Source organism: Azohydromonas australica DSM 1124, assembly GCF_000430725.1.
GTDB classification, from domain to species: domain Bacteria; phylum Pseudomonadota; class Gammaproteobacteria; order Burkholderiales; family Burkholderiaceae_C; genus Azohydromonas; species Azohydromonas australica.
This window is the reverse complement of record NZ_AUMO01000023.1, coordinates 35,236-58,825: the sequence shown is the minus strand read 5'-3', so window position 1 is coordinate 58,825 and position 23,590 is coordinate 35,236. Positions and strand designations below refer to the sequence as shown.

At 68.7% G+C, this 23,590-nt stretch carries 27 protein-coding genes and 1 pseudogene; 1 reads left to right on the top strand and 27 read right to left on the bottom strand.

Annotated features, from left to right (window positions below; genetic code table 11):
- Positions 1–66: 66 nt before the first annotated feature.
- The 17 genes from H537_RS40530 to H537_RS52210 form a co-directional block, all read right to left on the bottom strand.
- A complete protein-coding gene (locus tag H537_RS40530) occupies positions 67–705 on the bottom strand; it encodes a TraX family protein (RefSeq protein WP_043458016.1) in 639 nt (212 codons plus the stop codon).
- Positions 705–2,126, bottom strand: coding sequence for an LPD7 domain-containing protein (locus tag H537_RS40525; protein WP_043458015.1), 1,422 nt, complete (start codon positions 2,124–2,126; stop codon positions 705–707). The genes H537_RS40530 and H537_RS40525 overlap by 1 nt, the downstream gene beginning before the upstream one ends.
- A 7-nt stretch (positions 2,127–2,133) precedes the next feature.
- Positions 2,134–2,814, bottom strand: coding sequence for an OmpA family protein (locus tag H537_RS48755; RefSeq protein ID WP_169516935.1), 681 nt, complete (start codon positions 2,812–2,814; stop codon positions 2,134–2,136).
- A gap of 18 nt (positions 2,815–2,832) precedes the next feature.
- A complete protein-coding gene (locus H537_RS40515) occupies positions 2,833–4,989 on the bottom strand; it encodes a type IV secretory system conjugative DNA transfer family protein (protein WP_051241555.1) in 2,157 nt (718 codons plus the stop codon).
- Complete coding sequence (gene virB11, locus H537_RS0101850) at positions 4,986–6,026, bottom strand: P-type DNA transfer ATPase VirB11 (protein WP_028996555.1); 1,041 nt, start codon at positions 6,024–6,026, stop codon at positions 4,986–4,988. Before virB11 ends, H537_RS40515 begins: the two co-directional genes overlap by 4 nt.
- Before the next feature lie 14 nt (positions 6,027–6,040).
- Positions 6,041–7,411: a TrbI/VirB10 family protein gene (locus H537_RS48750; protein WP_051241553.1), complete on the bottom strand. Its 1,371-nt coding sequence runs from the start codon at positions 7,409–7,411 to the stop codon at positions 6,041–6,043.
- Complete coding sequence (locus H537_RS40505; RefSeq protein WP_051241551.1) at positions 7,408–8,259, bottom strand: TrbG/VirB9 family P-type conjugative transfer protein; 852 nt, start codon at positions 8,257–8,259, stop codon at positions 7,408–7,410. The genes H537_RS48750 and H537_RS40505 overlap by 4 nt, the downstream gene beginning before the upstream one ends.
- On the bottom strand, positions 8,256–8,990 hold the full coding sequence (locus H537_RS40500) for a VirB8 family type IV secretion system protein (RefSeq protein WP_051241549.1): 735 nt from the start codon (positions 8,988–8,990) through the stop codon (positions 8,256–8,258). The genes H537_RS40505 and H537_RS40500 overlap by 4 nt, the downstream gene beginning before the upstream one ends.
- Positions 8,991–9,005: 15 nt before the next feature.
- Positions 9,006–9,716 (bottom strand): TrbJ/VirB5 family protein, encoded by a 711-nt coding sequence (locus H537_RS40495; RefSeq protein WP_051241547.1) that lies wholly within the window; start codon positions 9,714–9,716, stop codon positions 9,006–9,008.
- A 17-nt stretch (positions 9,717–9,733) separates the two neighbouring features.
- The gene (locus H537_RS0101825; protein ID WP_028996554.1) at positions 9,734–10,735 is read right to left on the bottom strand and encodes a TrbL/VirB6 family protein; all 1,002 of its coding nucleotides are present in this window, start codon (positions 10,733–10,735) and stop codon (positions 9,734–9,736) included.
- Between the two features lie 15 nt (positions 10,736–10,750).
- The gene (locus tag H537_RS0101820) at positions 10,751–11,155 is read right to left on the bottom strand and encodes a hypothetical protein (protein WP_028996553.1); all 405 of its coding nucleotides are present in this window, start codon (positions 11,153–11,155) and stop codon (positions 10,751–10,753) included.
- Positions 11,155–12,183, bottom strand: a complete 1,029-nt coding sequence (locus tag H537_RS48745) for a VirB4 family type IV secretion/conjugal transfer ATPase (protein ID WP_156901300.1) — start codon at positions 12,181–12,183, stop codon at positions 11,155–11,157. Before H537_RS48745 ends, H537_RS0101820 begins: the two co-directional genes overlap by 1 nt.
- 141 nt (positions 12,184–12,324) lie before the next feature.
- Positions 12,325–13,635 (bottom strand): VirB4 family type IV secretion/conjugal transfer ATPase, encoded by a 1,311-nt coding sequence (locus tag H537_RS48740; protein ID WP_051241543.1) that lies wholly within the window; start codon positions 13,633–13,635, stop codon positions 12,325–12,327.
- A gap of 3 nt (positions 13,636–13,638) precedes the next feature.
- On the bottom strand, positions 13,639–13,977 hold the full coding sequence (locus H537_RS0101810) for a VirB3 family type IV secretion system protein (RefSeq protein ID WP_028996552.1): 339 nt from the start codon (positions 13,975–13,977) through the stop codon (positions 13,639–13,641).
- 16 nt (positions 13,978–13,993) lie between these two features.
- The gene (locus tag H537_RS0101805) at positions 13,994–14,296 is read right to left on the bottom strand and encodes a TrbC/VirB2 family protein (protein WP_028996551.1); all 303 of its coding nucleotides are present in this window, start codon (positions 14,294–14,296) and stop codon (positions 13,994–13,996) included.
- Positions 14,293–14,772 (bottom strand): lytic transglycosylase domain-containing protein, encoded by a 480-nt coding sequence (locus H537_RS40485; RefSeq protein ID WP_051241541.1) that lies wholly within the window; start codon positions 14,770–14,772, stop codon positions 14,293–14,295. The genes H537_RS0101805 and H537_RS40485 overlap by 4 nt, the downstream gene beginning before the upstream one ends.
- Positions 14,772–15,332, bottom strand: coding sequence for a hypothetical protein (locus H537_RS52210; protein ID WP_028996550.1), 561 nt, complete (start codon positions 15,330–15,332; stop codon positions 14,772–14,774). Before H537_RS52210 ends, H537_RS40485 begins: the two co-directional genes overlap by 1 nt.
- A 183-nt stretch (positions 15,333–15,515) precedes the next feature.
- On the opposite strand from H537_RS52210, the gene H537_RS50535 reads away from it, so the two are divergent.
- Entirely contained in the window at positions 15,516–16,169 is a 654-nt protein-coding gene (locus tag H537_RS50535; RefSeq protein WP_156901298.1) for a helix-turn-helix domain-containing protein, read from the top strand.
- Between the two features lie 18 nt (positions 16,170–16,187).
- Here H537_RS50535 and H537_RS0101785 read toward each other — a convergent pair whose 3' ends face one another.
- The 10 genes and pseudogenes from H537_RS0101785 to H537_RS56220 form a co-directional block, all read right to left on the bottom strand.
- The gene (locus H537_RS0101785; protein WP_028996548.1) at positions 16,188–16,469 is read right to left on the bottom strand and encodes a hypothetical protein; all 282 of its coding nucleotides are present in this window, start codon (positions 16,467–16,469) and stop codon (positions 16,188–16,190) included.
- A 479-nt stretch (positions 16,470–16,948) separates the two neighbouring features.
- A complete protein-coding gene (locus H537_RS0101780) occupies positions 16,949–17,992 on the bottom strand; it encodes an IS630 family transposase (RefSeq protein WP_028996547.1) in 1,044 nt (347 codons plus the stop codon).
- 72 nt (positions 17,993–18,064) lie between these two features.
- Positions 18,065–18,472 carry a c-type cytochrome gene (locus H537_RS40480; RefSeq protein WP_084150299.1) on the bottom strand — a complete coding sequence of 136 codons (408 nt, stop codon included), beginning with the start codon at positions 18,470–18,472 and terminating at the stop codon, positions 18,065–18,067.
- Positions 18,469–19,191, bottom strand: coding sequence for a substrate-binding periplasmic protein (locus tag H537_RS0101770; RefSeq protein ID WP_051241534.1), 723 nt, complete (start codon positions 19,189–19,191; stop codon positions 18,469–18,471). The genes H537_RS40480 and H537_RS0101770 overlap by 4 nt, the downstream gene beginning before the upstream one ends.
- A 49-nt stretch (positions 19,192–19,240) precedes the next feature.
- The gene (locus H537_RS0101765; RefSeq protein ID WP_156901294.1) at positions 19,241–20,986 is read right to left on the bottom strand and encodes a PQQ-dependent dehydrogenase, methanol/ethanol family; all 1,746 of its coding nucleotides are present in this window, start codon (positions 20,984–20,986) and stop codon (positions 19,241–19,243) included.
- A gap of 34 nt (positions 20,987–21,020) precedes the next feature.
- Positions 21,021–22,124 (bottom strand): porin, encoded by a 1,104-nt coding sequence (locus H537_RS0101760; protein ID WP_051241642.1) that lies wholly within the window; start codon positions 22,122–22,124, stop codon positions 21,021–21,023.
- 161 nt (positions 22,125–22,285) lie between these two features.
- Positions 22,286–22,531: a helix-turn-helix domain-containing protein gene (locus tag H537_RS54850; protein WP_211234953.1), complete on the bottom strand. Its 246-nt coding sequence runs from the start codon at positions 22,529–22,531 to the stop codon at positions 22,286–22,288.
- An 18-nt stretch (positions 22,532–22,549) separates the two neighbouring features.
- Positions 22,550–22,639, bottom strand: a pseudogene (locus H537_RS56995) (AAA-type ATPase lid domain-containing protein); the annotation flags it as partial.
- Positions 22,636–22,869, bottom strand: coding sequence for a sigma 54-interacting transcriptional regulator (locus H537_RS56225; protein ID WP_028996542.1), 234 nt, complete (start codon positions 22,867–22,869; stop codon positions 22,636–22,638). The gene H537_RS56225 and the pseudogene H537_RS56995, both read right to left, overlap by 4 nt.
- Entirely contained in the window at positions 22,869–23,375 is a 507-nt protein-coding gene (locus tag H537_RS56220) for a sigma 54-interacting transcriptional regulator (protein WP_028996541.1), read from the bottom strand. The genes H537_RS56225 and H537_RS56220 overlap by 1 nt, the downstream gene beginning before the upstream one ends.
- Between the last annotated feature and the right edge of the window lie 215 nt (positions 23,376–23,590).

The following is a 23,590-nucleotide window of genomic DNA, read 5'->3' as shown; positions in this document are numbered from 1 at the left end:
CTCCTCTCATGACCGGCGGCCTATCGGGTGCCGCGGCGCCGGGGTGCATGCTCAACGTCCGTTGCGTCACTGCAGGCTCCAAAGCACGATCAGGTGCGCCGGGTAGGCCGCGTAGAAGACCCAGCGCAGGCGGCGTGTCCGGACGGGCAGGCGTGCTGCCGCGGCCACGAGCGGCACCACCGCGAAGGCCCAGGCGTCGCCGTTGAGCAGGCAGACCAGGGACATGCAGGCGCACCAGGCCAGGGCCGAGCGCCAGGACGGCGAGCGCCACCAGGCCCAGGCCGCCACCGTGGCGCCGATGGCGGGCCACCAGAACTCCACCACGTAGCCCGCGGCCAGCCCGAGCGAAAGCGCCAGCAGCGGCTGGCCGGCCTGCAGCAGCGCGATGGCGGCGGCACCGGTGGCCAGCGTGAACATGATGTTCAGCGGCCACCACGAGCCGTGCAGGGCCCAGAAGGCGGGCGTGGCCAGCAGCCCGAACAGCACCGCCCGGCGTGCCGTGCGCCATGCCGCGCCGGGCGTGCCGCGCGCGAGGTTGCAGGCCAACAGCGCGCTGAAGAGCGGCATCACCACCCGGCCGGCGGCGTACATCGGCGCCACCCGGCCACCGAGCAGGTGCGCGTTCACGTGGTCGAGCACCATGAGCAGCAGGCCGAGCCACTTCAGCGCCTCGATGCTGCCGTCCGCCAGCCGGGTGGGGACCATCAGCGGCTCACCGTCTGCGTGCGCACGGGCTGCTGCGTCGGCTGCGGCACGTGCATCGGCGCCTGCGTCTGCGCCCGGGCGTCGAAGACCTTGAGCTGGGGCAGCGGCTCGCCACGCGCGAGCCTGGCGTCCATCACCTCGGCCATGCGGGCCAGCACCGCCCTGGCCTGGAACGGCTCCACGCCCTGCTGCTTCAGGATCGCCTGCATCACCTCCAGGTGTTGCTGCTTCGTGCTGCCCTCGGCCTTCACTGGCTGTGCCGTGGTGGTGGCCTGGTCCCTTCCCGGCGCGCCGGGGCGCTGCGTGTCGCCCTGCTGCAGGCCTGGCGTGGGCTCGATGCTGTTGTGCTGCGGCGCCTGCTGTGCCGGCTGCCGCTCGGCCAGCTGCTGCCGGTCCTGCACCGTGGGGTTGTAGCCGCGCACCTCCAGGCCACGGGATGCGGCTTCCAGCCACGCGGCACGCCGGAAGTCCTCGCTGCCCTTGAGCGTGAGCGCGTCCCAGCCCTTGGCCTCGGCCAAGTCCACCATGGACCGTGCCACGAACGGCGTGTCGGACTTCGTGGCCAGCCGGTTGCCGTGGTCGGTGAAGGCCACCTGGCCATCGCGCATGAAGCAGTAGTCGTTGCCGCGCACGGTGAACCGCTCGGACAGTCCGTCCACCAGGGCTTGTCGGCGCTGGGCACGCGCCCGCGCGTCCGGGTCGTCAGCCGGTTGTATCGCTGGCTGCACCTGGACCTGCACCTGCGGCGGAGCCTCGGAGACCTGCGGCTGCTCGGCGGCGGGCGCTTGGGGCTGCTGAGCGGCAGCCGGGGCCTGCGCAGGCGGCTGCTCCCGCGCCGGTGAGGCGGCCTGTGGCTGCTGCGGTACCTGGGCGTCCTGGGGTTGGTCGCCTGCAGGAGCTGGCACCGGTGCGGGCTGGATGCTGTTGTCGCTGCTGCCGGGTTGCTGTTCGTCCATGGCCGCTCCTTTCATGGGTGCGTGGTGGTCGATGAGGTCGCTGCGCTCGGATCGCGGTTTCTCGCCCGGTGGGAGGCCTGGCTCGGCCAGGTCGCTGACGCTGACGGCCTTGTGCGGTTGCCGCTGCCGCGCCTCCTCGTAGCCGGCGCGGAAGTCCGGCCAGTGCGCCAGGAACACGTGCTCGTAGCCGCCGGGCTTGTCGGCAGCGGGCCAGGTGACGGCCACCGGTGCCTTGCTGGGCGACTCGGTGCGGTCCGTGGGGTCCTGCCGGTCTTGCGTCACCAGCGTCTCGTGCCGCACCACGCGCGGCAGCAGGTCGTGGCGCACGCCGTAGAACGCGGCGCCGGCCGCGCGCGCGTCGGTGAACCACAGCGCGTCGCGCTCCCTGTCCTTGAAGACCAGCTCGAACGGGCCGGGCACGGTGTAGGTGAGCAGCCGGGGCTCGTGGGGCTTCGCGTTGTCCATCGCGGCCTCACCTTGCCGAGGCTACGGTTGCGCCGGCGGCAAGGTCCTCCAGGCGCAGCATCTCGGGCGGCAGGTTGTAGAGCTCGATTTCCACGCGGCGGTTGAGCGCGCGGCCCTCGGCCGTGTCCGTGGGCGCCACGGTGTCACCCGCGCCCTGCCACGTCACGCGGATGCGCGCCGGGTCCACGCCGCCTGCCGCCAGCAGCGCCCGCGCGCTCTCGGCGCGCTGCTGCGCCAGCCGGGTATCGATGGGGTTGTCGCGCGTGGCATCGGTGCGCCCGCGCAGCATCACCAGCGGCGCCTGGCGTGCGGCGTCGATCAGCGCCGCGCGGGCCTGGGCCGAGAGCGCCAGCCGGGTGCTGCGCAGCGGGAAGCGCGCGGTGTAGACGAGGTTCGCGCCCCGGGTCGAGGCGGTGAGCACGGCGGGGTCGCGCGTGGCGCGCAGCACCACCGGCTGCATGCGCGCTTGCTCCATCAGGCGCTGCGCGGCGAGCTGCCGGCGCTGCAGCTCCAGCTCCGTGCGGGCGCGCTCGAGATCGGTCCTGGCGCGCAGCATCTCGATGTGCACCGGGTCGTTGACCGGGCGGCGGGTGGACGGGTCCACCTGCGCCACCTTCGGAGCCGATGCGCAGCCGGCCAGGGCGGCGACCGCGGCCAGCAGGGAAACGGACAAGGCACGGGATGGCATGAGCATCTCCTGTGGCGGCTACTCGCCGTCGAGCTTGTGGAGGTCGATGTCGCCCTCGGGGTAGAGGTCGGCCTGGACCGCGCCAGCACCGGCTGGCGCTGCCGCGGCGGCCGTTGACGCCGCCGTGACCGGCCTGGCGCTCTTCCTGGGCCGCCGCGCCCGCTTCGCGGGACGGGCCTGCGCAGCGGGTGCGGGCGGCTGCTCGGCCGGGGCCTGCGGTGACCGCGGGAACTCGGATTCGGCGCCGGCTGGTGCCTCGGGCGCCGATACCTCCGGGACGCCGTTGTCGGCGTCCTCGGGCGGCGGCAGGCAGTCGAAGTAGGCCGTGACGTAGCCGTCGATCTGCGTGGGCGTGGCGTCCGGCGTGAGCTCGGGCATGCCGGTGAAGGGGTGTGCCAGCGTGTCGAGGTCCAGGTCGGGCCCGAGCGCCTCGTCGCGCCCGAGGGGGCGGATGAGCTGGCGCACGCGCGCCATGTAGGCCCGCGGGTTGATGCTGTCCACGTGCACGGGCGGCAGCACGCGCCCGGCCATGTCGGGGTCGCTGTAGTAGCGCGCCTTGTGGCACAGGATCGGCCGCTGGCCTTCGATGAGGATGACCTGCTGCTCGGGGTCGAGCATGCGCAGCTCCTGCGCCAGCATGAGCGCGCGGCCGTGGTCGCTGCGGTTCTCGCCGTGGCTGCCGCCGCTGGGCGAGCTGGTGTGGTTTTGGCTGACCGCGCGCACGGTGTCGGTGCCCAGCACCTCGGACTGCTCCTTGGCGTCCTGCTGCTCGGCCGGGGCGAACAGGATGCGGCATCGGTGGTTGGCCTCGATGGAGCGCGCGATGTGCGCCGAGTACTCGCCCATGAGCTGCCCCATGCTCTGGAAGAGGATGAAGAGCCGGATGCCGTAGCTGCGCAGGTAGCCGCTGCCCTCGGCGATGATGTCGATGCGCCCCGGCGCGGTGAACTCGTCCATCAGGAACAGGCACTCGTACCTGAGCGCCGCGTTGGCCGCGGGCTCCTCTCGCACGTTCTGATTGAGCGCGACCGTGAAGAACAGGCGCAGCAGCACGTGCCCGGCCTTGAGCTTCTGGAAGGGCATGACCGCGTACACCGTCATGCGCTGGCGGCGCAGCTCGCGCAGGTCGAAGTCGTTGGCGCTGGTGGCCGCGTCCACGATCGGGTCGGCGAAGGCCAGCAGCGGTTCGGTGAAGGTGGACACGATGCTGCCCAGCGTGTCGTCGGGCGCCCCCAGCACGCGAAAGAACGCCGCCGTGCAGTCGTAGGAAAGCGGGCGCCCCTGCTGCTCGCGCTCGCGCATGAGGCTCAGCAGGTACTCGCGCCGCGGGCGTCCGTCGCCGCCGGCCACGCGCAGCATCTGCCCGATGGTGCGCGGCATCTCGGCCTCCGGGGTCTCCAGCAGGTACAGGCCCAGCGCCACGAACAGGTCGCGCGCGTTGCCGGCGAAGAAGTTGCCGCTGCCGTTGGGGTTCTTGTCGTCGTGCACGTAGAGCGCGTGGCTCATCTCCAGCAGGTCCGTCAGCCGCAGCAGCGCATCCTCGCGCACGTAGGCCAGCGGGTTGAAGCGCACCGTCTCGCCGCGCTCGTCGAAGGGCGCGAAGCGGAACACCTTCTGCCCGTACCGGGCCCGGAAGCCCGAGGTCAGCCGCCAGGCCTCGCCCTTGGGATCGAGCACGACGGCCGAGTGGTCCCAGTGGAGCAGGTTGGGAATGATCAGCGCCGTGCCCTTGCCCGAGCCGGTCGGGGCCGCGGCCAGCACGTGCATGTCATGGGGCAGCATCAGGTACTGCCCCTTGTAGCGGCCGATGATGACGCCGCGGCCCTCGCACAGCCCGGAGCGGATCACCTCGCGCGGCGTGGCGAAGCGCGCGTCGCCGTGCAGCGGGCGCTGCCGGCGCGAGGCCCGCACCACCAGCACCGGCACGCCGACGTAGGCCAGGCCGAAGGCCGCCGCCACGGACACCACCAGGCGCTTGTGCTGCACCGGGTCGTCGCCATGCTGCTGCCAGTACCGCGGCAGGCTGTCGATGCGCGCGCGCAGCGGGTTGTTCTTGTTGAGCAGCAGGAACAGCGCGCCGGAGAGCCACACGGCGCCCAGCGTGGCCAGGCAGAACACGAGGGCCGCCAGGCCCGCCAGGAAGGCAACGCGGCGATTGATGCGAGGCTCGTTCATTGAGTGAACCTCCGCGCGAGCTCCAGCTTGCGCTGCGGGTCGTAGTGGACCTCGCGCACGTGGCGCCCGCTGCCGTCGTTGCCGAACTGCACGATCACGTCGACCGTGAGCGCCAGCAGCCGCTGGATCTGCTCGAAGCGCATGCCCGCGCCCGCCGGGGACTGCTGGATCATCAGCGCCATGCGCTCGCGGGCCAGGTCGCAGGTGCCGGCATGCACGCTGGTCATGCTGCCCGGGTGCCCGGAGGCCGCAGCGCTGATGAAGTCCAGGCACACCTCGTCGCGCACCTCGGCCACGATGATGCGGTCCGGGCGCATGCGCAGGCTGGCCTTGAGCAGCTGCTGTGCCGTCACCCTGGCCTGGCCCCGGGCCGCGGCGCTGAAAAAGAGGTGGACCGCGTTGGGATGGTGGGGCAGCAGCAGCTCGGCCGCGTCCTCGATGGTCACGAGGCGCTCGTGGCGAGGGATCTCCTCGGCCATGGCTTTCATTATGTACGTCTTGCCGCAGCCGGTGTGGCCGCTCACGACGATGGTCTGGCGCTTGTGCACGGCCAGCGCCAGGAACTCCTCGAAGCGGCCGGCGTCCTTGAGCGCCAGCAGCTCGCGCTCGAAGCCCTGGATCTCGCCCGCGTGCCTCACGACGCGCGTGAAGAGGCCCCGCAGGTCCGCCAGCCGCGGCACAGTCGTGTCGGGGCGGCGGATCGTGATGGAGGCCGTGTCGAACGCCACCGCCGGCGGCACCACGAACTGCACCCGCTCGCCGCCGGGCAGTGTGGCCGCCAGCAGCGGCGTGTCGGCGTCCAGGAGGTCCGTGGGGGAGCTGAAGGTGGCCACCGCACGGCCCAGGTCCAGGCACCAGCGCAGGTCCATGGCCGGCGCCTCGTGGCAGCTCCAGCCGGCATGTCGCGACAGCACGAACACCTGCCCCGGCCGGTTCAGGGCCACCTCCTCGACATCTTCCCGGTCGAGGAAGGGCTGCAGCGGCTGCAGCAGGAAGCGCACCGAGGCGTCGTGACCTGGCGCCTGGTAGTCCGGCATGGCGCGGCCTCCCGTCACCGGTCGCCCTGCGCGGGGCGCAGCGCGTACACGTTGTCGAAGCGGATGTCCTGGCGCACGTACACGCCCACCGTGCCGCCCTGCGTCGCGGTGATGCGCGGCGGGATGTTGATGGTGGCGTCGAGCACCTTCTCCGCCAGGCGGCTGCCGGTCTGCGCGGTGCCGCCCAGCACGACGTTGGTGCCGCCGCCGGTGGCGTCCGACTGCTTGTCGGCGATGACGATCTTCACCGCGTCGTCGATGAGCGACAGCAGCAGCGAGGCGCCGATGCGCTCGCCCCAGCGGTTCTCCACCGTGCCGCCGATGCCGGCCTCGCCCAGTGCGCCGGTGCCCGGCGCCTCCAGGTCCACCGTGATGCCGGTAGGCGTCTTGAGCCGGCTCCAGATCACGGGGATGCGCGTCTCGCCGGGCTTGATCTGCACCAGGCGGTAGTCGCCCTCGACGCGCGTGCCAGCTTCCAGCAACAGCACGCGCTGCTCGCTGTAGACGTCGCGTGGCACGATGCAGGAGACGTCGCCCGCGGTGGTCGAGATCACCCGCACGCGCAGGTTGCAAAGGAAGAAGGAGCCGCGCGTGAGCGTGAGCGCCGGGTTGGCGAGCTGGCCGGCCCAGACCTCGCGCGTGCCGCCGCCCTGGGGTGGCTGCGGCGCGTCGGGCACGGGAATGCCGCGCACGGGCGGCTGTCCTTGCGGCAGCGGTGGCGCGGGCACGCCGGGTGGCAGGGCGGGTGTGCCTGGCGCGGCGCCCAGCGGCAGCGCCGTGGGGATCATCCCGGCAGTGCCCGCCTGGCGCGCCTGGGCCTGCTGGATCATCTGGCCGAGCTGCTGCCGGTAGTCCTGCAGCTGCCGACTCGTGGTCTCCAGCGAGTCTGTCTGGGCAGTACCGCCGGGGACGGCGGCCACCGCCATGCCGCTGCTGCCGCTACCCGAGCGCAGCATGATCGGTGCGTCCCGTGGGTCGCGCGGCCTGGGCTTGGGTGGAGGCGCAGTCGCGGCCAGGCCGATGGGCCGCACCTCGTCGTCTCGGCCCGGGATCACGTCGGGCACGGTGTAGGCGCGCGGTGCCGATGAAGGGGCCGACGCGGGCGCCGCGGCGGCGGTGTCGAAAAGGCGCAATCGGGCTCCCGCGGCCACGGCCGGCTTGAGGTCGTCCTTCTTGGCCTGTGCCTGCGCCGGGGCGCCGGCCCGCTTGAGCAGCCAGTACAGGCCGGCGCTGCCCGCGCACGCCAACGCCAGGCAGGTCAGGGCCGTGGTAATGCGACGCCTGCGCGTCAGGGCCGAGCGCTGCCGGTTGGCCACGCCGATGGCGGGGATGGCAGCTTCGGGTGCCGGCGTGTCCGCGCCGGTGTCGGGGGCGGGGCTGGTCATTGGGGGCTCGCTTGCTTGAACTGGCCGGTCCTGGGATCGCGCACCAGGCGCTCCACGCCGTCGATGCCGCTGCCGGCCACCGGCGCTCGGCCCTCCAGGTTGAAGGCCTCGTTGGTGAGCTCCACCACGGCGCTGCCGTGGCGCAGGCGCAGGCGGCGCACCACGCGGTCCACGCTCCAGAAGCCGCACACCGTCGTCGGCGTGGTGGCGGCCTCGCTGCCGTCGGGCTGCACCTCGAAGGGCACGGGCAGCGGCGCGTTGCCGGGGAACTGCATGTACGTGAAGCGCCCGTCGTCGAACACCGCCCTCGGCACGATGTCGCCGCTGCCGCGACCGGTGGCCACGCTGTAGCTGCTGTTGAGCACCCGCGGGCAGGCCGACATCCGGCGCTCGAGCACTTCCGCGGGCTGCGGTGCCAGGGCAGCTGCGGCGGCCAGACGCTGCGCGGCCGCATCGGGCTGCGGCTCGGGCGGCGGGCGCACGATCAGCCGCGTCACGGCCCGCGCCGGCGAGGGCACCGGGTCGAAGCTGAAGCTGTAGCTGCGCCGGTTGGTCTTGACCGCCACGGCGTTGGCCATCGAGCTGGCGCTGGTGGGCTTGACCATCAGGTCGCTGCCGCCCTTCTCGGCCGCGATGCACCAGGCCGACTCCGGCGTGCAGTTGGAATCCAGGCCCGTGGCCGGGTCCAGCACCAGCACCTCGCCGGGTTCGAACTGCACATGGGTCGGCACCCCGCGCGAGACGCTCACATGGATGACCTGCATCGGGTCGTAGACCACCTCCCGGATCTGCTGCGCCGTGGCCGCCTGCACCAGCAGCACGGCGGCCAGTGCCGCGGGCCGCTTCACGGCTGCGTCCCCTGCGCGCCGACGGCAGGCGTGGCGGCCGTCACGATGGGGTCGGAGCGGTACGCCGTGACGACATAGCCCAGCGGGTTCTCCTGCCGGTCCTGTGGCGCCATGGGCACCTCGGGCCGGTACACGTAGTGCAACGTAGCCACGTGCTGCGTGGTTTGCGGCGGCTGCGCCCGGCCGCTGTAGGAGACGGTCTTCTCGTAGGTGACGACGATCGACTCGCTGCCGTCGGGCACGCCGCCGGCCGGGCGCGCGCTGATGATGTTGACGCGGTGCAGCTCAGCGTTCCTGCGCACCTTCTGCACACCGGCGTCACCATCGAACTGCCTGTCGTACGCCGCGAACACCTCGGGGGTGCTCATGCGCTGCACGGCGTCGTGATCGGCCTGCAGGTGGTCCCAGGAGTAGCCCTCGCGCGCGCGCACGAAGTCGCGGGCGTTGCGGATGTCGAGCAGTTCCTTGGCGGGGATCTTCCGGACGTCGGCCTTCTCCATCACCATGGAGGCCCCCGTGTACCGGTCTACCACCACGACCACCGGCACCTGCCGGGGCGGCTCGGGCCACAGGCGCGGCGCGGCATAGGCGGCGCCCACGGCGACGATGGCTGCGGCCATGACGGTGTTCAGGCGCCGCTCGAAGCGCCCCACGAGCGACTGCACGATGGCTTCCCACTGCGTGTCGCCCGGCTGCACGGCGGCGACCGGGCTTGGGTGTTGCGTGTCCATGGGCCTGGGGTCCTTTCAGTGCGCCGCCAGCGCGGGCAGCCGGGTGGGCAGGTCGAGGTTCGCGTTGGTGCGCTCCTGCAGCCGCGACAGCTCGACTTGGCGGTCGTTCTCGAGCTGCTGCTGCAGCAGCTGGATGCGGGTGGTCTCATGCGCCAGCAGCGCGTTCTCGCCCTCGATGCGGGCCTGGAGCTCGCTGACCATCTTGGGATCGGTGGTCTGGCGGATGGCGTCGATGAGGCCGTTGACGTAGCCGATGCGGCTGTTGGAGATCGTGATGGCCTGCCGCAGCAGCGCCTGCGACTCGTAGGGCCGCGCCAGCGTGGACTGGCAGGCCAGGCGCCGCTGGCCCTGCTGGTCCAGGCAGTTGTAGGTCATGGTCGCGTCGCGCAGCGCCCTGGCCGCGGCGCTCAGGCCCGCGTAGCCGTCGAGGGCCACGGCGTTGGTGCGCTGCACGGCGTCCAGCGGCACGTAGTCGTCGAGTGCCCGGTTGCGGTAGATGCCGCCGAAGCCGCGGTTGCCGGTGATGCTGTCGTAGTGCAGCTGCATCTGCCGGATCTGCTCGACCTGGTTGCCCAGCTGCTCGACCATGTGCAGGAGCTGCTGCAGGAAGTTGAGGTTGGCAACGTTGTCGTACACCGGTATGCCCTGCGGGAGCGCAGGGGTGCCGGCCAGCGCGAGCAGGCCGGCGGCTGCGGCGCGGGCGAGGCAGCGCCTGGTGGTGGCCATGGATCGCTCCTGCGGTTTCAGCCGTTGCGGCCCCGGGCCGCGATGCGCTGGTACAGGTGCTGGGCCCCGGCCGCGGCGCGCGTGGCCAGGCCCGTGCCGTGGTGCACCGTGTTGGGTGCACCGGCGCTCGGCGTCGGCGCGCTGCCGCCACGGCCCACGCGGGCGGCGACGACGATCTGCTGCACCATTTGCGCGCCCAGCTGCAGCGGCGAACCGCCGGAGAGGGCCGCGGCCCACGAAGGCGCCTGGTACAGCACCACGGCCAGCGCGGCGGTGATGATGAGGTAGGTGGAGGCGACGGCGACGATGTTGATCTTGTCGAAGTCCTGCAGCGTCATGTCCACCACCGTGGTCGTGATGTTGAGCGACACGCCAAGCACGAAGAAGACGACCCAGGTCAGGATGACCGACGACACCAGCAGCCCGAGCCACTGCCAGAAGTACTGCTTGGACTGCTCGTGGACGAGGCACATGATGGCCGCCGGCCCCAGGCACAGGCAGAAGGCCAGGCACATGCGGCTCATGGTGGCGGCTACCAGGGCGACCACCTCAAAGAGGCCGGTGCCGGTGGAGAAGAGGAGCGCACCGAAGAGGGCGGCAATGGCCTTCATTGAAAGATCGGCGGTTTTGAGCGTCTGCAGTAATAAGAGAACTGCCTTGTCGTCAAAGGCCTGCAGTGCATCCCATACGGTCTGTGCGTTTGCTGCTTCGGGGACTGCCGGAATGAATATCGTCACCATGCCGTCGCTCATGTCGCGGGCCACATCGATGACGACCGTCCGGTACACGTTGGCGATGGTGGCGATGCCAACAATCAGTGCCAGGATGAACAACTGGTGAACGATGGTCTGCGAAGCCTCGGGCACTTGCTTGCGCGCGATGGCCCAGGCCAGCTTGATGGCCTTGATGGTCACGAGGGCGGCGCCGGCGGCCGTGGCCCACGTCATCACGCCGCCGACCGTGCCGGCAACGTAGTTGTCGAGCACGGCGTCCACCTGCGCACCGTAGTAGTCGATCATTAACAACTCCTCGGGTCAGTCCTGCAGGGTCATCGGCGCGGGGCCGTCGTAGTCCACGCACTTGGCCTCGGTGTCAGGGCGCGAGCACAGGCGCCACCGGCCGCCGGTCTTGAGCACCCAGGCGCGGCCGCGCCGGTCCTGTCCCTTCAGGTAGGGGCGGCAGTCCGGGGTGATCCAGCGCAGCGGGCACTCGCGCAGCCCGTCACTGGTATCAATGACGTACGTGCTGCTTTTGAAGCTAGATCCCCAACGGTTAGGCAGGCGCGTGTTGCGGATGTCATCCGATTTCGGCCCGGGCGGGAGTTCCACGCGCCGGGCACCGCCCGGCATCTCGCGCACCGCCTCGTTTGCGATGGCTGCTGCATCGGCGCAGGAGAAGGCCACCGCGGCGGCCAGGGGCACGATCAGGCGAAGCTTCATCACGCGGCCCTCCGAAGGCGTGCGGCGTGCGGCTGCTGCACGCCAAGGACGAGCTCCCGTAGCCTGGGCAGCCACCGCTTCGGGTCGTCGCCGCACTCGGCACGCGCTCGGTCCAGGGCGGCGAGCTTCTCGGTGTCGGCCGACAGCACGGCCAGGTGGTGCTGCATGTCTGAGAGGTCGAACTGGCACACGGCGCTCTGGTCGCCCTGCACCACGAGGAATCGGTGGCCGCCGCGGTGGTGGAGGTTGGCCAAGAGGTTGAACTGCTGCTCGTTGAGCCCTAGCCCTTCGATGTAGTGCTCGCGCCTGGGGTGGGTGTCGGGCAGCAGCAGCAGCGTGGAGGTCTGGCTGGCCAGCGCCGGGCCGATGGCCGAGCCCAGCACCTCGCCGGGGGTCTGCGTGTCGTAGGCCAGCAGCCCGCCCTTCTTGCGGATCGTGCGCACGGCGTCCTCCGCGAAGGCTGCGATGTGCGAGTCCTGCACCGCGCGCCAGAACTCGACGATGAAGGCCATGAGCCGGCGTCCGTCGCCGATCACGTCCGCGAAGTACTGCAGCAGCGCGAGCATCACCGGGCCGCGGATCTCGGGCAGGTCCAGGAACCGGGTGTAGTCGATGCCGACGATCTCGGCCTGGTCCGGTGGCGGCAGCGCGCTGCCCGCACCGTCAAACACCCAGCCGTGGACGCCGCCGCGGCACCAGCGCCCGATGCGGTCCCAGATGTTGTTGCCCGCCTCGCGCGGACCGCGCGTGGGCAGGTTCTGCCGGATCGTGGTCATGCCGCGCAGGTGCGCCGGCATGCGGGACATGGCCCGCACGGCGTTCTCGATGTGCTGGCGCTCCACCGGCTGGAACGGCATGGTGGCGTCCCACAGGCAGGCGAGCACCAGATTGATCCAGGCCGCGACGCGCTCCTCGGTGGGCGTGTGCTGGAAGGGCTGCAGTCCCGTGGGCTGGCCCACCTGCATCTGCAGGTACGTGCCCCCGAGCGCGCGCACGGCGATCTCGCAGCTGCGGTCCTTGTCCAGCACCACGATTCGCGGCCGAGGGCTCCAGCGGCGCGAGAGCACCGCGATGGCCCACTGGATCGTCGTCTTGCCCGTGCCGGTCTTGCCGTAGATGCCGAACGTGCCGGGCCACTTCTGGCCGATGTTGACCTCGCCCCGGGGCGACTAGTGCAGGCTCAGGTAGAAGGGCTGGCCGGAATCCGTCATCAGGATGATCACGGCCTGGCCCCAAGGGTTGCCATCGCGCTTGCCGCTCGCGAAGCCGTGCGTGCACGCCATGGCGGCGAACACGCGCGAGGACAGGTCGGCCTCGCGCGGCTGCAGCCAGAAGTTCGTCGGCACCTGGGACCACCACGCAGCGTCGGGGATCATGTCCACCTGCGCCATCTCCAGACCGGTGGCCCGGCTGATCGCCCCCTTCACGCGCGCCGCGGCCGCCAGGGCCTGCTCGGGCGTGTCCCCGAACACGGCCTTGTTGTAGAAGAACTGCAGCATCCTGTAGCGGCCGGCCTGCACGTCGTCCATGGCGAGTTTCAGCTCGACGATCTGGCTCTCGGAGCGGTCGGCGGCGGACAGCAGGTGGCTGTACTGGCGCTGCAGCGCGTCCAGCGCGCTGCGCCGGTCGTAGAACCTGCCGGCGATGGTGTCGAGCCACTCCACCGGCACGTACAGCGCGGCGTCGAGCAGCCCGCACTCGGGTTCCTCGATGTACTCCTTGATGCCGAGCATCGCGGCGTAGCGCACCCAGTTCAGGCTGCGCAGTTCCACCAGGCCGTCACGCCCGGACACGCGCACGGCGGGCAACAGCGCACACAGCGGCGCGCGGGTGTGCCGCATGGGCTGCGTGCGGCCGTTGACCAGCAGCGACAGGAACTCCAGCACCTGCGAGAAGCGCACGCCGTCGCGCCAGTAGCTGCCCAGCAGCACCGGCTCGAAGGGCTGCAGCATGGCCAGCGCCGACTGCGTGAGCCCGTCGAGCACGTGCACGCTCTCGGCCTGGATGCGGGCGAAGTCGTCAGCCGTGCGGGGCCTGGATCCCTCCTGCTCCAGTCGGAAGGCGATGACGATGAAATGCTCGCGCATCAGGAAGGGGGATGCCGCCAAGTGTGCGTCGTAGTCGTCGTTGAGCTCGGCGGCATAGCCGTCGCCCTCGACGGGGTCCAGGCGGTCGTAGGCAAAATGCTGCGACTGGTACTCGTTGAGGGCGATCTCGCCCTCGGCGTTGAGCGTGGCCAGCAGGTGCGCCTTGGTCTCGTGCAGGTCGAGCACCACGTGCGGCTGGGCCGTCTCGAAGGGCACGGGCTTCCTGAGCCGCAGCACGCGGAAGTACCAGCCTTCCGAGCACTTCACGTCGTGCTCCGTCACGAGGCTGCCGGTGGGCAGCATCACCGAGGCGGGCATCTCGTGCCGGGCGCGCTGCCACAGGTAGGGCAGCGGCAGCTTGAAGCCGGGAAACTTGAGCCAGTCCAGGAACATGGTTCAGCGCCGCTGCTTGCGGTAGTCGATGGGCGAGTACGAACGGCAGCCCCACAGGCGCCGGTTGCTGCACCACAGCGTGAGCTGCGCGGCGATAAGCCACTGGCGCACGCGCTGGTCGTCCTTGCGCGTGATGCGGCGCAGCCACAGCAGCGCGGCGATCACGGCCGCCACGACCAGGGCCGCGCACACGTTCAGCACGGGCCACTTGAGCGCGGCGCCGACGATCCACAGCCACATGGCTGGGATGGCGCCGCCCAGCGACAGGTAGATGGCCGGAAGCAACGGGATGCCCTTGATGAGGGCGGGCCGGGTGGCGCCCTTGTGGATGCGCTCTGCCATGGCAGCCGCAGGCCGATCAACCCATGAAGTAGGCGCCGAGCGCCGCGGCGCTGCCGGCCAGGGCGCCGCCCCAGATGAGGTGCGCCACGTCGCTGAGCCGAGTGCCCTTGTTGGCAGCCATCTGGTACCCCGCCGCGGCGGCGCAGATGGTGAAGATGCCGCCTCCAACGGCCAGCGCCAGCGTGCTGCCCTGGTTGATGACGTCCAGCGCCTTGGTGCCGAAGCCGGCGTGTGCCAGGCCCGGGGCCGCCATGACGACGGCCACTTGCAACTTCAGCGCATGGTCCTTGGATGCCCGGGCAATGGAGGAGAGTTTCATGGCGACTCCTGCGGGGAGGGAACGGTGGGCATGGCGGCAACCGGTGCTCCGACGACCCGCGAGACATAGTCGTTGGAGAAGCCGCCTCTGAAGTTGCCGGCGTTGTAGCAACTCAACGCCTGGCGCAACGCCGTTTGCGGATCGCGCCCGGGGGCGCGTCTGAAGCAGTCGATCAGGACGGCCTGTGCCGCTGCCGCATTGCGGCACGCATCGAACACGGTTCGCTCGTCGAGCCCCAGGGCAGGCCAGTTCCTGACGTTGATCTGCCAGGCTCCGGCATCGAAGCTGTAGCCTTGCGCGCGCAACCAGCGTGCCGTCACGACGGCCTCGGCCAGCGTGCGCGGCTGGCGCTGCAGGCGCGCGCCATTGACGTGAATCGCCAGCGGCTGCTGCGCGGACTCGGCTCTCGTCAGGCGCAACATCGTTTTCGGATGCACGTCGGGCGCGCAGGCGGCAATAGAGGCGAGCAGGTCCATCAGGAAAGCTCCGCGCCGCATGTGGGCGACTCCGTGCCAGGCGTCGGCTGCGTGGCGAGCCAGGCGAGGTAGTCACTGTCGTAACGGAGATCGATCCAGGCACCGAACATCGTGCGGGCCTGGTCCCTGTACCACGTGGAGGTCCATGTGCCATCCGTGAACCAGACCTGCATCAGCAACTGGCCGCCCATGCCGATGTCCACGCTGCCTGCCATGCGGCAGCTGCTCGACAGCACGCGGCCGCACTCGTCCTTCACCACGTCCAGGTACTGGGGCGGACAAGCCGTCGATGGGGAGGTGAAGTTGACGCTGGCGGTATTGCTGCCGCCACCGGCCATGGCACAGGTCGGCCAGGGCTTGCCCCGCGCTGCGCGACGAAGGGCCTCGCGCACGTCAGGAATGCACTCGGGAATGGTCTGCCATGAACCCGCAATGCACAGAAGCACCTTGCATCCGTCCAACGCGTGAGCCGGGATCGGTAGGGCTGCTACAGCCAGTAGAGCCAGAACAAGGGCCGTGCGAGGACGCAGGACTGCATCCTGGAAGAAAAACCAGTTCATTCGTCGCTCCCTTCCTAAATCCGGAACGGAAATCTGAATAGGTCTTTCTTCTTGGCGGAAATGAAACTCCAAACCTGTTGAACTTGCAATGGTGGGTACTTGTGCACCTTGCAACAGGTCGTGACGCGAAGCTCAGGCCTATGGCCGCTGGCCACAATGGCGCGCGACCTACCCAGGAGTGCCATGCCTGCGAAGAAAACACCGCTTGTTACTTCTGCCACGAAGAAGATACCTGGCAAGACTGCAACGAAAAAGGCATTAGCCAGGAAGGCAGCGAAAAAGGGGCCTGCCAAGGCGGCGAAGAAGAAATCAGATGAGTCTGCAACCAAGAACCCAGCGAACAAGCCGGAATCGGATGCGCATCCGTGGCCCATGGGCGCACGGTGCATCAAGCAGCTGCTCGATCGTCACGGAGTTCCGAAGCACCGACACTCATCTCTGCTTGGCGAGATCCTGAGCGTCGGCTACGGCCAGGCGCACCGCAAGGTGACTGGCGAGGCGGCTTGGCCACTGGAGGACATCGCGAAGGTGGCGCAGCACTTCGCCGAGTCCGTGGCCGACGTGGTGGAGCTTGGCGAAGGGGACGGTTTGCAGGAAGCCGTGCTGGTGTGCGGCGCGCTTCGTGTGCCGTGCCGGGTGTGGCTCGGCAAGATCGTCGACCCTGCATATCCACCACAACTGGTGGCTGTCGGGGCACCAGGAAACTGGCTGGTGGTGTCGTCCCTGGAGAGCAGGGCCTATCCGATGCTGGCCGTGCAAAGGCTGGTGGTGCAGGCGCCCCTTGCCCCACCAAAGGAAGATATACCGCCGCGTAGCAGACCGGCCGAGCAGCATTGATACCGCCGCGGACTTCGGTCAGAAGAAGCGGTGCAGATGCTTTAGTGGTTTTTCCATGGAAAGGTCTGCCGTACCGACAGGTTCTCCCTGCGCTTTACTATCCGGACAGGCTGCCGCTTCTTGGGCGTCTATCACTCGCGCGATGTGCTCGGCGCGCTGGTAGCCGTCGAAGTACATCTGGTACGGCAGTGTCCGAATGAAGTTGCGTGCGGCTTCAGAGCGGCGCAGCAAGCGCTCGAAGCGGTCCCACTTGCCGGCGCGGGCCAGGCGCCAGGCGGCCAGCTGCGGATCCGTGCCCATGGTGTCCCACCTGCATGGCTTGCATCGGTAGCCCAGGTTACGCTTGCCGGCTTTTCCACGGGGACGCCATGGACCCGCCGACGGGACAAATTTCGGGAAACCCGGCGGCGGCATCAAGCAACAGAGAAACCCTTTACGTCAATCGCACGGGTTCAATCCTTGGCATGAATTCGACGAATGCCTCGGTGGCGCCGTTCGCCATGTCGAATCCTCGGCGCAAGAAGCACCGCTGACGTTCCAGCTCGCGTGACCGTGCTCTGGACGTAGCCTGGTCCGTTCAGGGCAGGGCCGCCCTGTTGGGGACACAGGCTCGTGGCCACGTCAAAACGATCGGGTCTGGACGCTGATGCGAAACCGCCCAATCGTTCATGCCCCGGGATCGTCCTGCGCCAACTGTTCCTTGACGGACTTGCGCGCCGGCCGAGGTGCCGCAACGACGGCGAACTCCTCGGCATTACTAACACCTGTGCAAGTAAGCCTCATGCTGAGGCTGAGGCGTAGCGGCAAGTCGGTGCGTGGAAGAAGCTCGCAACCACCCGGGGCAGCTTCTGGAGTCGATGCAAGGTGCGGTACACCGTTCGCTTGAGCTCGTCCTTGGTCCGCGCTGTCGCTTTGGCCACGCGGGCCTTCACGTGACCCCAGACGAACTCGTCGGGATTGAGTTGGGGCGCGTACCCAGGCAGGAAGAACAACTCGAGCCGCTCGGCGTTGTCCTCGACGAATTGCCTGGTCAGCTTGGAGGTGTGTGCGGGGTGTCCGTCCACCACCAGGAAGATCTTGCGGTCCATGCCCGTGATCAGGCGACGCAGGAACTCGCAGAAGACTTCGCCATTGAGCCGGCCTTCGATCGTCATGAAGCGCAGGTGACCCTTGGCGGAGATGGCTGAAAGCATGTTGAAGCCATATCGCGCGCCGGTGGCCTCGACCACCGGCGTCTGAGCTTTGGGCGCCCAGGTCGTGCTTGCATGAGGGTCTGCCCGAATCCCCGACTCGTCGGCAAACATCACCAGCGCTCCTTCGCGCTTGGCGCGTGCCGCGATCCTGGGATATTCGTGCTCGCGCCAGTGCGCCACCAGCTCGGCATCCTGCTGCCACGCCCGGTACAGCGACCGCTGCAGTGAAAAACCCAGACGCCGCTTCATCATCCGCCCCAGCGCGCTCTCGCTCAAGCTCACGCCAAAGCGGCACTGAATCAGCTCGCCGATGATCGCCAGCGTCCACAGCGCCACCTCGAAGTCGAAGTCCAGTGGTGTGTGCTCGCGCAGCAACTGCGCCAGCTCCTGCATCTGCTGTGCGCTGAGCTTGGTCGGTGCCCCAGGTATGGGCTTGGCTGCCAGCGCATCGCTGCCGCCGCTCTGATACGCCTGCAACCAGCGGTAGATTGTGCGACGGTTGATCCCCAGGCCCGCGGCGACGACTTCCGGGCTCTCGCCTTCCTCCACCCGCTTGACTGCATCCCGGCGCAGCCGCTCCAGCATGTCGTGCGGGTAGCTGCGCGCATCAATCGTCTTCTTGCAACGCATGCCCCATTTTACCAATGAGGCAATACTTGCGCATGCCTTAGTAAATGCCGGGACGTCAGCACGCCCCGATGCTCACCAGGTCGGCACGTCGTCCGCACGTTGCCGGTCGGCTGCCTTGACACGCTGGCTCTCGGCGCGAAGAAACGTCACGATCTGCCAGATCTCGGTTTCGCTCAGCGCACCGGCGAAGCCGCCCATTTGCGTATTTGGGCGGCCGTTCGTGATGGTCTGGAACATGTAGGCATCGCTGTTGGCACCTTCGGGTCCCCACGCGCCGCGGACGAGTTGGGGCCCCTTGCCACCCTTGCCGCGCGAGTTGTGACATTGCTGGCAGTTGCGGCCGAACAGATCTTCACCGAGGCGGGCTGCCTGCGCATCGCCGGCGAACGGATTGATGCGCTCCTGTGCGTGTCCTGGCATAGGTGTGGCATGAAGCGTGGCGAGCAGGAGCAAGCCGTGGAGCCAAGAAAGTGGTTTCATGGTGCTTGTGGAGGTTCGGTTGGAAAGCCGTGGCGGTGGGCCAGGCGGGCGAGCGTGCCATCGGCATCGAGCTCGGCGATGGCCATCTCGATTGCGGTGCCAAGAGCTGCTTCGGCAGCCGGCGTCACCACCGTCATCGCCGTGCGCAGTGTCGGATCGTCTGGCCCACGCCCGTTGGTGGACGGGCGCGGCTGTGCCCCGGCCACGGCCGCAGACCACACCAGGGCCGCGGCAACATCGCCGCGCGCGAGTGCTTCAAGCAGGGCGGCGTTGTTGGGGTAGGGCGATCGAGGCAGCCCTTGCACGTGCAGGTACAAGTCCGCAGGCGTCGCTGTCACGACTCCAATGGAGCTGGCCTGACGCACGAGGGCATTGGTCGGTGCGGGGCGAGCCGGCGGCGCGGCCCACATGTAGCGCAGGACGGCATAAGGCCGGCTCTGCCGCCATCGCGAAGGCTGCAACTCGTCGCCGGAAGGCACGCTGAAGAAGACGTTGCATCGGCCTTTGTCGAAGCTCTCCCTCAGGGCTTTGGGCAGGCCGCCGCGACGCGGCACATCGACCCATGCGAGCTGCAGCGGCCGCCCAAGCTTGTCCGCCAAGGCGCGAGCCAAGTCGACGTCGAGCCCAAGGTCCGGCGTGGTGGCCGATGAAAACGGCGGATGATCGCTGTCCAGGCAGGCGACCAGCGGCAGCGGCGTTGCCGCCACGCCGCTGCTCATTGCTATCGCCGTGCCGCACATGGCGAGTACGGAGCGAGCGTGCATGAGTTCACTCCGACAGGCCAAAGACCATCATCCCGCCGCCGCGGTTCTGCCGTTTGAACAACTCGTCATACACCAGCGGCCAGATGCTGCCGCCCCCCGGGCCGTAGACGATTGCCACGTACTGCTTGCCGTCCGCGGTGAAGGTGGTCGGGTTGCCATGGATGCCGGTACCAACGTTGAAGCGCCACAGCGTTTCCCCGGTGTCGTCCTTCATCGCGGAAAAGTAACCCTCGGCATCGCCTGAGAAGACCAAGCGCCCGGCGGTGGTCAGCAGGCCGCTCGTGGCGGGCGTGCTTTGCGGCCGGGTCCACGCCAGCTCACCGCTGGTGGCGTCAAACGCCTTTACACCGCCGGTGTACGGGTTGGCCTTCAAGACCTTGGACGACAAGAACCACTCGCCTCGCTTCCATTCCTGCTTCTTCGCCTGCAGATCCATGGAGCTGTCGATGAAAGGCACGTAGACATAGCGAGTCAGCGGGCTGTAGGCCGCGGGGTGCCATTCCTTGCCGCCGTCGAGCACCGGCGCGACGTCCGTGACCGGCCGGTCGTAGCGCGGTACCTTCTCGGGATTGATGATTGGGCGGCAGTTGTCGCCGAAGCCCGTGACCCAGTTGACACGTGCTATCGGCACTACCCACTGGCATTTTCCGTTGGTGCGGTCGATGGAATACAGGTGGCCGTTGCGATCGGCATGTAGCCAGACCTTGCGGCCTTTCTGGTCATCGACCAGTATGACCTCGTTGTTACCGTCGTAGTCCCAGGCGTCGTTGGGCGTGTACTGGAAGTGGAAGCGGAGCTTGCCGGTATCGGCGTCCAGCGCCAGTGTCGAGTTGCTGTACAGGTTGTCGCCCTTGCGCACGCTCGCGTCGAAGTCCGGTGTCGGGTTGCCGGCGCCCCACAAGATCAGGTTGGTCTTCGGGTCGTAGGTGCCGGTCAGCCAGGCCGAGACGCCGCCGGTCTTCCACGAATCGTCCGCCCAGGTCTTTGCGGCAGGATCGCTGGCGCTGATTGGGCGCGTGAAGGTTTGCCAGACGATCTTGCCGCTGTCAGGATCCAGGGCGGTGATCTTGCCGACGTTGCCGCCGACGTCGCCGCCCGAGTTGCCCACGACAATCAAGCCCTTGGCGACCAGCGGCATCGAGGTGTAGATGTCGCCGGTCTTGTAGTCGCCCAACTTGGCTTCCCATTCGAGGGAGCCATTGGTCGCATTCAGCGCGACCACGTGGCTGTCGAGCGTGGCCATGTAGACCTTGTCCTTGTAGACGGCGACGCCGCGGTTGACGGCTTCGCAGCACAGCCGCGGGCCCAGGTCGCCGGGCAGCGAGCGCTCATACTTCCAGATCATGCGGCCCGACGGGCCGTCGAGGGCAAACACCTTGTTCTGGCTGGCCGTGACGTAGACCCGTCCGTTGACAACCGTGGTCTGGCTGTCCTGTGCGTCGTTGACGCCGAAGGACAAGTTCCACTTGGGTACCAGCTTGCGCACGTTGTCGACGTTGATCTGCGTGAGCTGGCTGAAGCGGGTGTTCTGGTAGTCCTTGCCGTAGTGCAGCCAGTTGTTGGCGTCCTTGTCGGCGTGGCGCAGCATGTCGTCGCTGACGTAGTTGGGACGCCACTTGAAGCCGGCTTCGAGCACATCGACGCCCAGCGGCGGTTCGGCCTCCTGGGCCTGGACGGTGAGCAGCGATGCGGTGGCGCAGGCGAAGGTAAGGGCGAGGCGCAGTGCAGCGCGGAAGGTTGCGATGTTCATGGGCGTTCCTGGCAGAGGCATGCAACCGTCATGGTCAGAAGGTCTGGTTGATGCCGACGTTCACGAACGTCGTCTTCCCGCCAGGGGCGAAACTGCCGTCGGCGACGATGCTGGTTTTCAGGCTGGCCTGTGACTTGGCATCGACGTAGGCAGCCTGCACGTACAAGGTCGTTCGCTTGGACAGCGCGTAGTCGTTGCTGAGTACCAGGTTGCGCGTATGGTCCTCGGAGTGGAGCTTGTCCTTGTTGTCGTAATAGGCCAGCGTCACCGTGTTCTGCGGGTTCCATTTCCAGTCGACGCCCGCGCCGATGGCGTCGACCTTGGAGGTGCGCAACCCGTCGGCGTTGCTGTTCTTGCCTTGCAACCAGTTCAGCTTCAGCGTGAACGCGCCGAGCGGCACGGCACCGCCAAGGCCGGCTTGTTCGATGTTGCGGTTGCCGCTGGCCTGGTCCTTCATGGCCTGGTAGGAGGCTGAAAGCACTACCGGCCCATCGTAGGCCGCACCCACTGCATAGGCACTGTTGCGTGAGCCATGGCCCGGCTGTTCGCCAGGTGAGTAGAGCACGCCGAAGCTCACCGGGCCGATGGTGTTGCGGTACTGGATGGCGTTCTTGAAGAAGATCCCGACGTCGTTGTTGCTGTTGACTGCGTCCGGGCCGGCCAAGGCTTCGAGCTGGTTGTAGGCCCAGGCGTAGAGGTTGGAGAACTGCTCCTTGAAGGCACGCGGTTCGGTGTTCAGGTGCGCCAGCAACGCCGGGCCGTACTGGCGCCCGATCGTCACTGAGCCCCAGTCGCCAGACAAGCCGAGGTTGGCCTGACGGCGAAACAGGATCGTTCCGCTGCCGGCGCTGTCGCCGGTGCCGTGCAGTGCACCGGTGTCCGTGTCGAAGTGCGACTCGAGGTTGAAGAACGCTTTCAGGCCGTTGCCCAGGTCCTCGGTACCGCGCAGGCCCCACACGCTTTGGCGCAGCCCGCTGGTCTCGACGCGTGTCAGGCTGCCGCCGGCGCGGGATTTCGACTGGGTCAGCACGCCGGCGTCGACGATGCCGTAGAGCTGCACCTGCGTGTCGGCCAGGGCCGGTGCGGAGCACTGAGCGCAAAGCGCAGCCGCTGCCAGTGCTCGCTGGATTTTCTTCATGGTTGTCTCCTCAAACATATTGGCTTCTTGCCTCGTGCGATAGCGGAGGCGAGGCCGTTTGGCAGGTTCCGTGCCAGTCGATGTGCCAGGGGAAAGCGGCTTTTGCCTGCGACAGGTGTCTCAACCGGCGACAGACCGCGCGACACTTGTTTGCGACCGTGCTACAGCCGGTTGGGTGCCGTGATCCCGTATCGCTTCATCTGCCGGTAGACCGTGGCCCGGCAGATCTCCAGTTCCTGCGCCGTGGCGGTGACGTTCCACTTGTGGCGCCGCAAGGCGTGCAGCAGGCGCCCGGCGTCAAGGCCCAGCTCCTGCCCCAGTTCCGCGTCGCGCTCGGAGGCGAGGAACCGCACCGTCATGCCGCCGCTCTCGCGGCCGATCTCGGCGGGTAGATCATCCGGGGTCACCGGCGCGTCGCCCGCCAGCGCCAATGCGTAACGCAGCGCGTCGCGCAGCTCGGGGACGTTGCCGGGCCAGCGGTGGCTCGTGAGCAGAGCGAGAGCTTGTGGCGTCAGACTGCACGTGCGGCCGAGGCGGCTGGCCTCCTCGGCGAAATGGAGTGCATCAGGAGGGCCATGTCCCGGCGCTCGCGCAGCGGCGGCAGCCGCAGGACCGTGCCGGACAGTCGGTAGTAGAGATCCTCCTGGAACTGTCCCCGATCGCTGGCCACGCGCAGGTCGCGGTGCGTGGCTGCAACGACGTTGAGCTTCACCGCGATGGGCTGGTCGGCGCCCGGCGGCAGCACTACCGACTCAAAAGCACCCGCAGGAAGCGGGTCTGCAAATGCAGCGGCATGTCGCCGATCTCGTCCAGGAAGAGCGTGCCGCCGTCCGACTGTGCGATCAGGCCCGTCATGCCCTTGCTTCTGCCACCGGTGAAGCAGCCCGGCGTGTAGCCGGAAAGCTTGCTCTCTATCAGGGTTTCCGGGACCGAGGCGCAGTTGCCGGCACCCGTCTCACCTTGGATCAGCAGGCTGACTTGGCTGTCGACCGAGCGCTTGGCCTGGCTAACCAGTGTCTGCATCCCGGGATCGTCGCCGGCCAGCCGATCCGGCGTACCACGGCGTGCGCCCGCCGCAGCCGCCGGCGCGGCGCTGCGCGACGGCATGGCAGCTGCTGCCGTACCCGTGCGGGTACACGGCGGAATCACCGCCGGAAAGAAGCGTTCGTTGTGGAAGGGATAGCGGCCCGCCACTTTGCGGGCGGCGGGCGCGTTTCCGCGCGCGAGCGCCCACAGCGCGTCGAAGCCCATGTCCGCGGCGGCGCGGCGTGCGCACGTCCAGCGCCTGGGCAGCACAGACCAGCTCGCCGTAGCGGTCCGGGTAGGCGACCGGCGCGATGTCGATCACCGCCAGCCGGCTGACACAGTTGGGTGCCCGCAGCGCCATCGCCACCTTGCCGCCCATGCTATGTCCCATGATGCTCGTGTGCTCGATGCGGCGCGCGATGTCGTGCCAGTGGTGTGCG

What these genes read in the sequence shown, in the direction of transcription:
- H537_RS40530 (WP_043458016.1), bottom strand. Translation starts at nt 705, where the DNA reads ATGGTCCCCACCCGGCTGGCGGACGGCAGCATCGAGGCGCTGAAGTGG.
- H537_RS40525 (WP_043458015.1), bottom strand. Translation starts at nt 2,126, where the DNA reads ATGGACAACGCGAAGCCCCACGAGCCCCGGCTGCTCACCTACACCGTG.
- H537_RS48755 (WP_169516935.1), bottom strand. Translation starts at nt 2,814, where the DNA reads ATGCCATCCCGTGCCTTGTCCGTTTCCCTGCTGGCCGCGGTCGCCGCC.
- H537_RS40515 (WP_051241555.1), bottom strand. Translation starts at nt 4,989, where the DNA reads ATGAACGAGCCTCGCATCAATCGCCGCGTTGCCTTCCTGGCGGGCCTG.
- virB11 (WP_028996555.1), bottom strand. Translation starts at nt 6,026, where the DNA reads ATGCCGGACTACCAGGCGCCAGGTCACGACGCCTCGGTGCGCTTCCTG.
- H537_RS48750 (WP_051241553.1), bottom strand. Translation starts at nt 7,411, where the DNA reads ATGACCAGCCCCGCCCCCGACACCGGCGCGGACACGCCGGCACCCGAA.
- H537_RS40500 (WP_051241549.1), bottom strand. Translation starts at nt 8,990, where the DNA reads ATGGACACGCAACACCCAAGCCCGGTCGCCGCCGTGCAGCCGGGCGAC.
- H537_RS40495 (WP_051241547.1), bottom strand. Translation starts at nt 9,716, where the DNA reads ATGGCCACCACCAGGCGCTGCCTCGCCCGCGCCGCAGCCGCCGGCCTG.
- H537_RS0101825 (WP_028996554.1), bottom strand. Translation starts at nt 10,735, where the DNA reads ATGATCGACTACTACGGTGCGCAGGTGGACGCCGTGCTCGACAACTAC.
- H537_RS0101820 (WP_028996553.1), bottom strand. Translation starts at nt 11,155, where the DNA reads ATGAAGCTTCGCCTGATCGTGCCCCTGGCCGCCGCGGTGGCCTTCTCC.
- H537_RS48740 (WP_051241543.1), bottom strand. Translation starts at nt 13,635, where the DNA reads ATGTTCCTGGACTGGCTCAAGTTTCCCGGCTTCAAGCTGCCGCTGCCC.
- H537_RS0101810 (WP_028996552.1), bottom strand. Translation starts at nt 13,977, where the DNA reads ATGGCAGAGCGCATCCACAAGGGCGCCACCCGGCCCGCCCTCATCAAG.
- H537_RS0101805 (WP_028996551.1), bottom strand. Translation starts at nt 14,296, where the DNA reads ATGAAACTCTCCTCCATTGCCCGGGCATCCAAGGACCATGCGCTGAAG.
- H537_RS40485 (WP_051241541.1), bottom strand. Translation starts at nt 14,772, where the DNA reads ATGGACCTGCTCGCCTCTATTGCCGCCTGCGCGCCCGACGTGCATCCG.
- H537_RS52210 (WP_028996550.1), bottom strand. Translation starts at nt 15,332, where the DNA reads ATGAACTGGTTTTTCTTCCAGGATGCAGTCCTGCGTCCTCGCACGGCC.
- H537_RS50535 (WP_156901298.1), top strand. Translation starts at nt 15,516, where the DNA reads ATGCCTGCGAAGAAAACACCGCTTGTTACTTCTGCCACGAAGAAGATA.
- H537_RS0101785 (WP_028996548.1), bottom strand. Translation starts at nt 16,469, where the DNA reads ATGGGCACGGATCCGCAGCTGGCCGCCTGGCGCCTGGCCCGCGCCGGC.
- H537_RS0101780 (WP_028996547.1), bottom strand. Translation starts at nt 17,992, where the DNA reads ATGCGTTGCAAGAAGACGATTGATGCGCGCAGCTACCCGCACGACATG.
- H537_RS40480 (WP_084150299.1), bottom strand. Translation starts at nt 18,472, where the DNA reads ATGAAACCACTTTCTTGGCTCCACGGCTTGCTCCTGCTCGCCACGCTT.
- H537_RS0101770 (WP_051241534.1), bottom strand. Translation starts at nt 19,191, where the DNA reads ATGAGCAGCGGCGTGGCGGCAACGCCGCTGCCGCTGGTCGCCTGCCTG.
- H537_RS0101765 (WP_156901294.1), bottom strand. Translation starts at nt 20,986, where the DNA reads ATGAACATCGCAACCTTCCGCGCTGCACTGCGCCTCGCCCTTACCTTC.
- H537_RS0101760 (WP_051241642.1), bottom strand. Translation starts at nt 22,124, where the DNA reads ATGAAGAAAATCCAGCGAGCACTGGCAGCGGCTGCGCTTTGCGCTCAG.
- H537_RS56220 (WP_028996541.1), bottom strand. Translation starts at nt 23,375, where the DNA reads ATGGGCTTCGACGCGCTGTGGGCGCTCGCGCGCGGAAACGCGCCCGCC.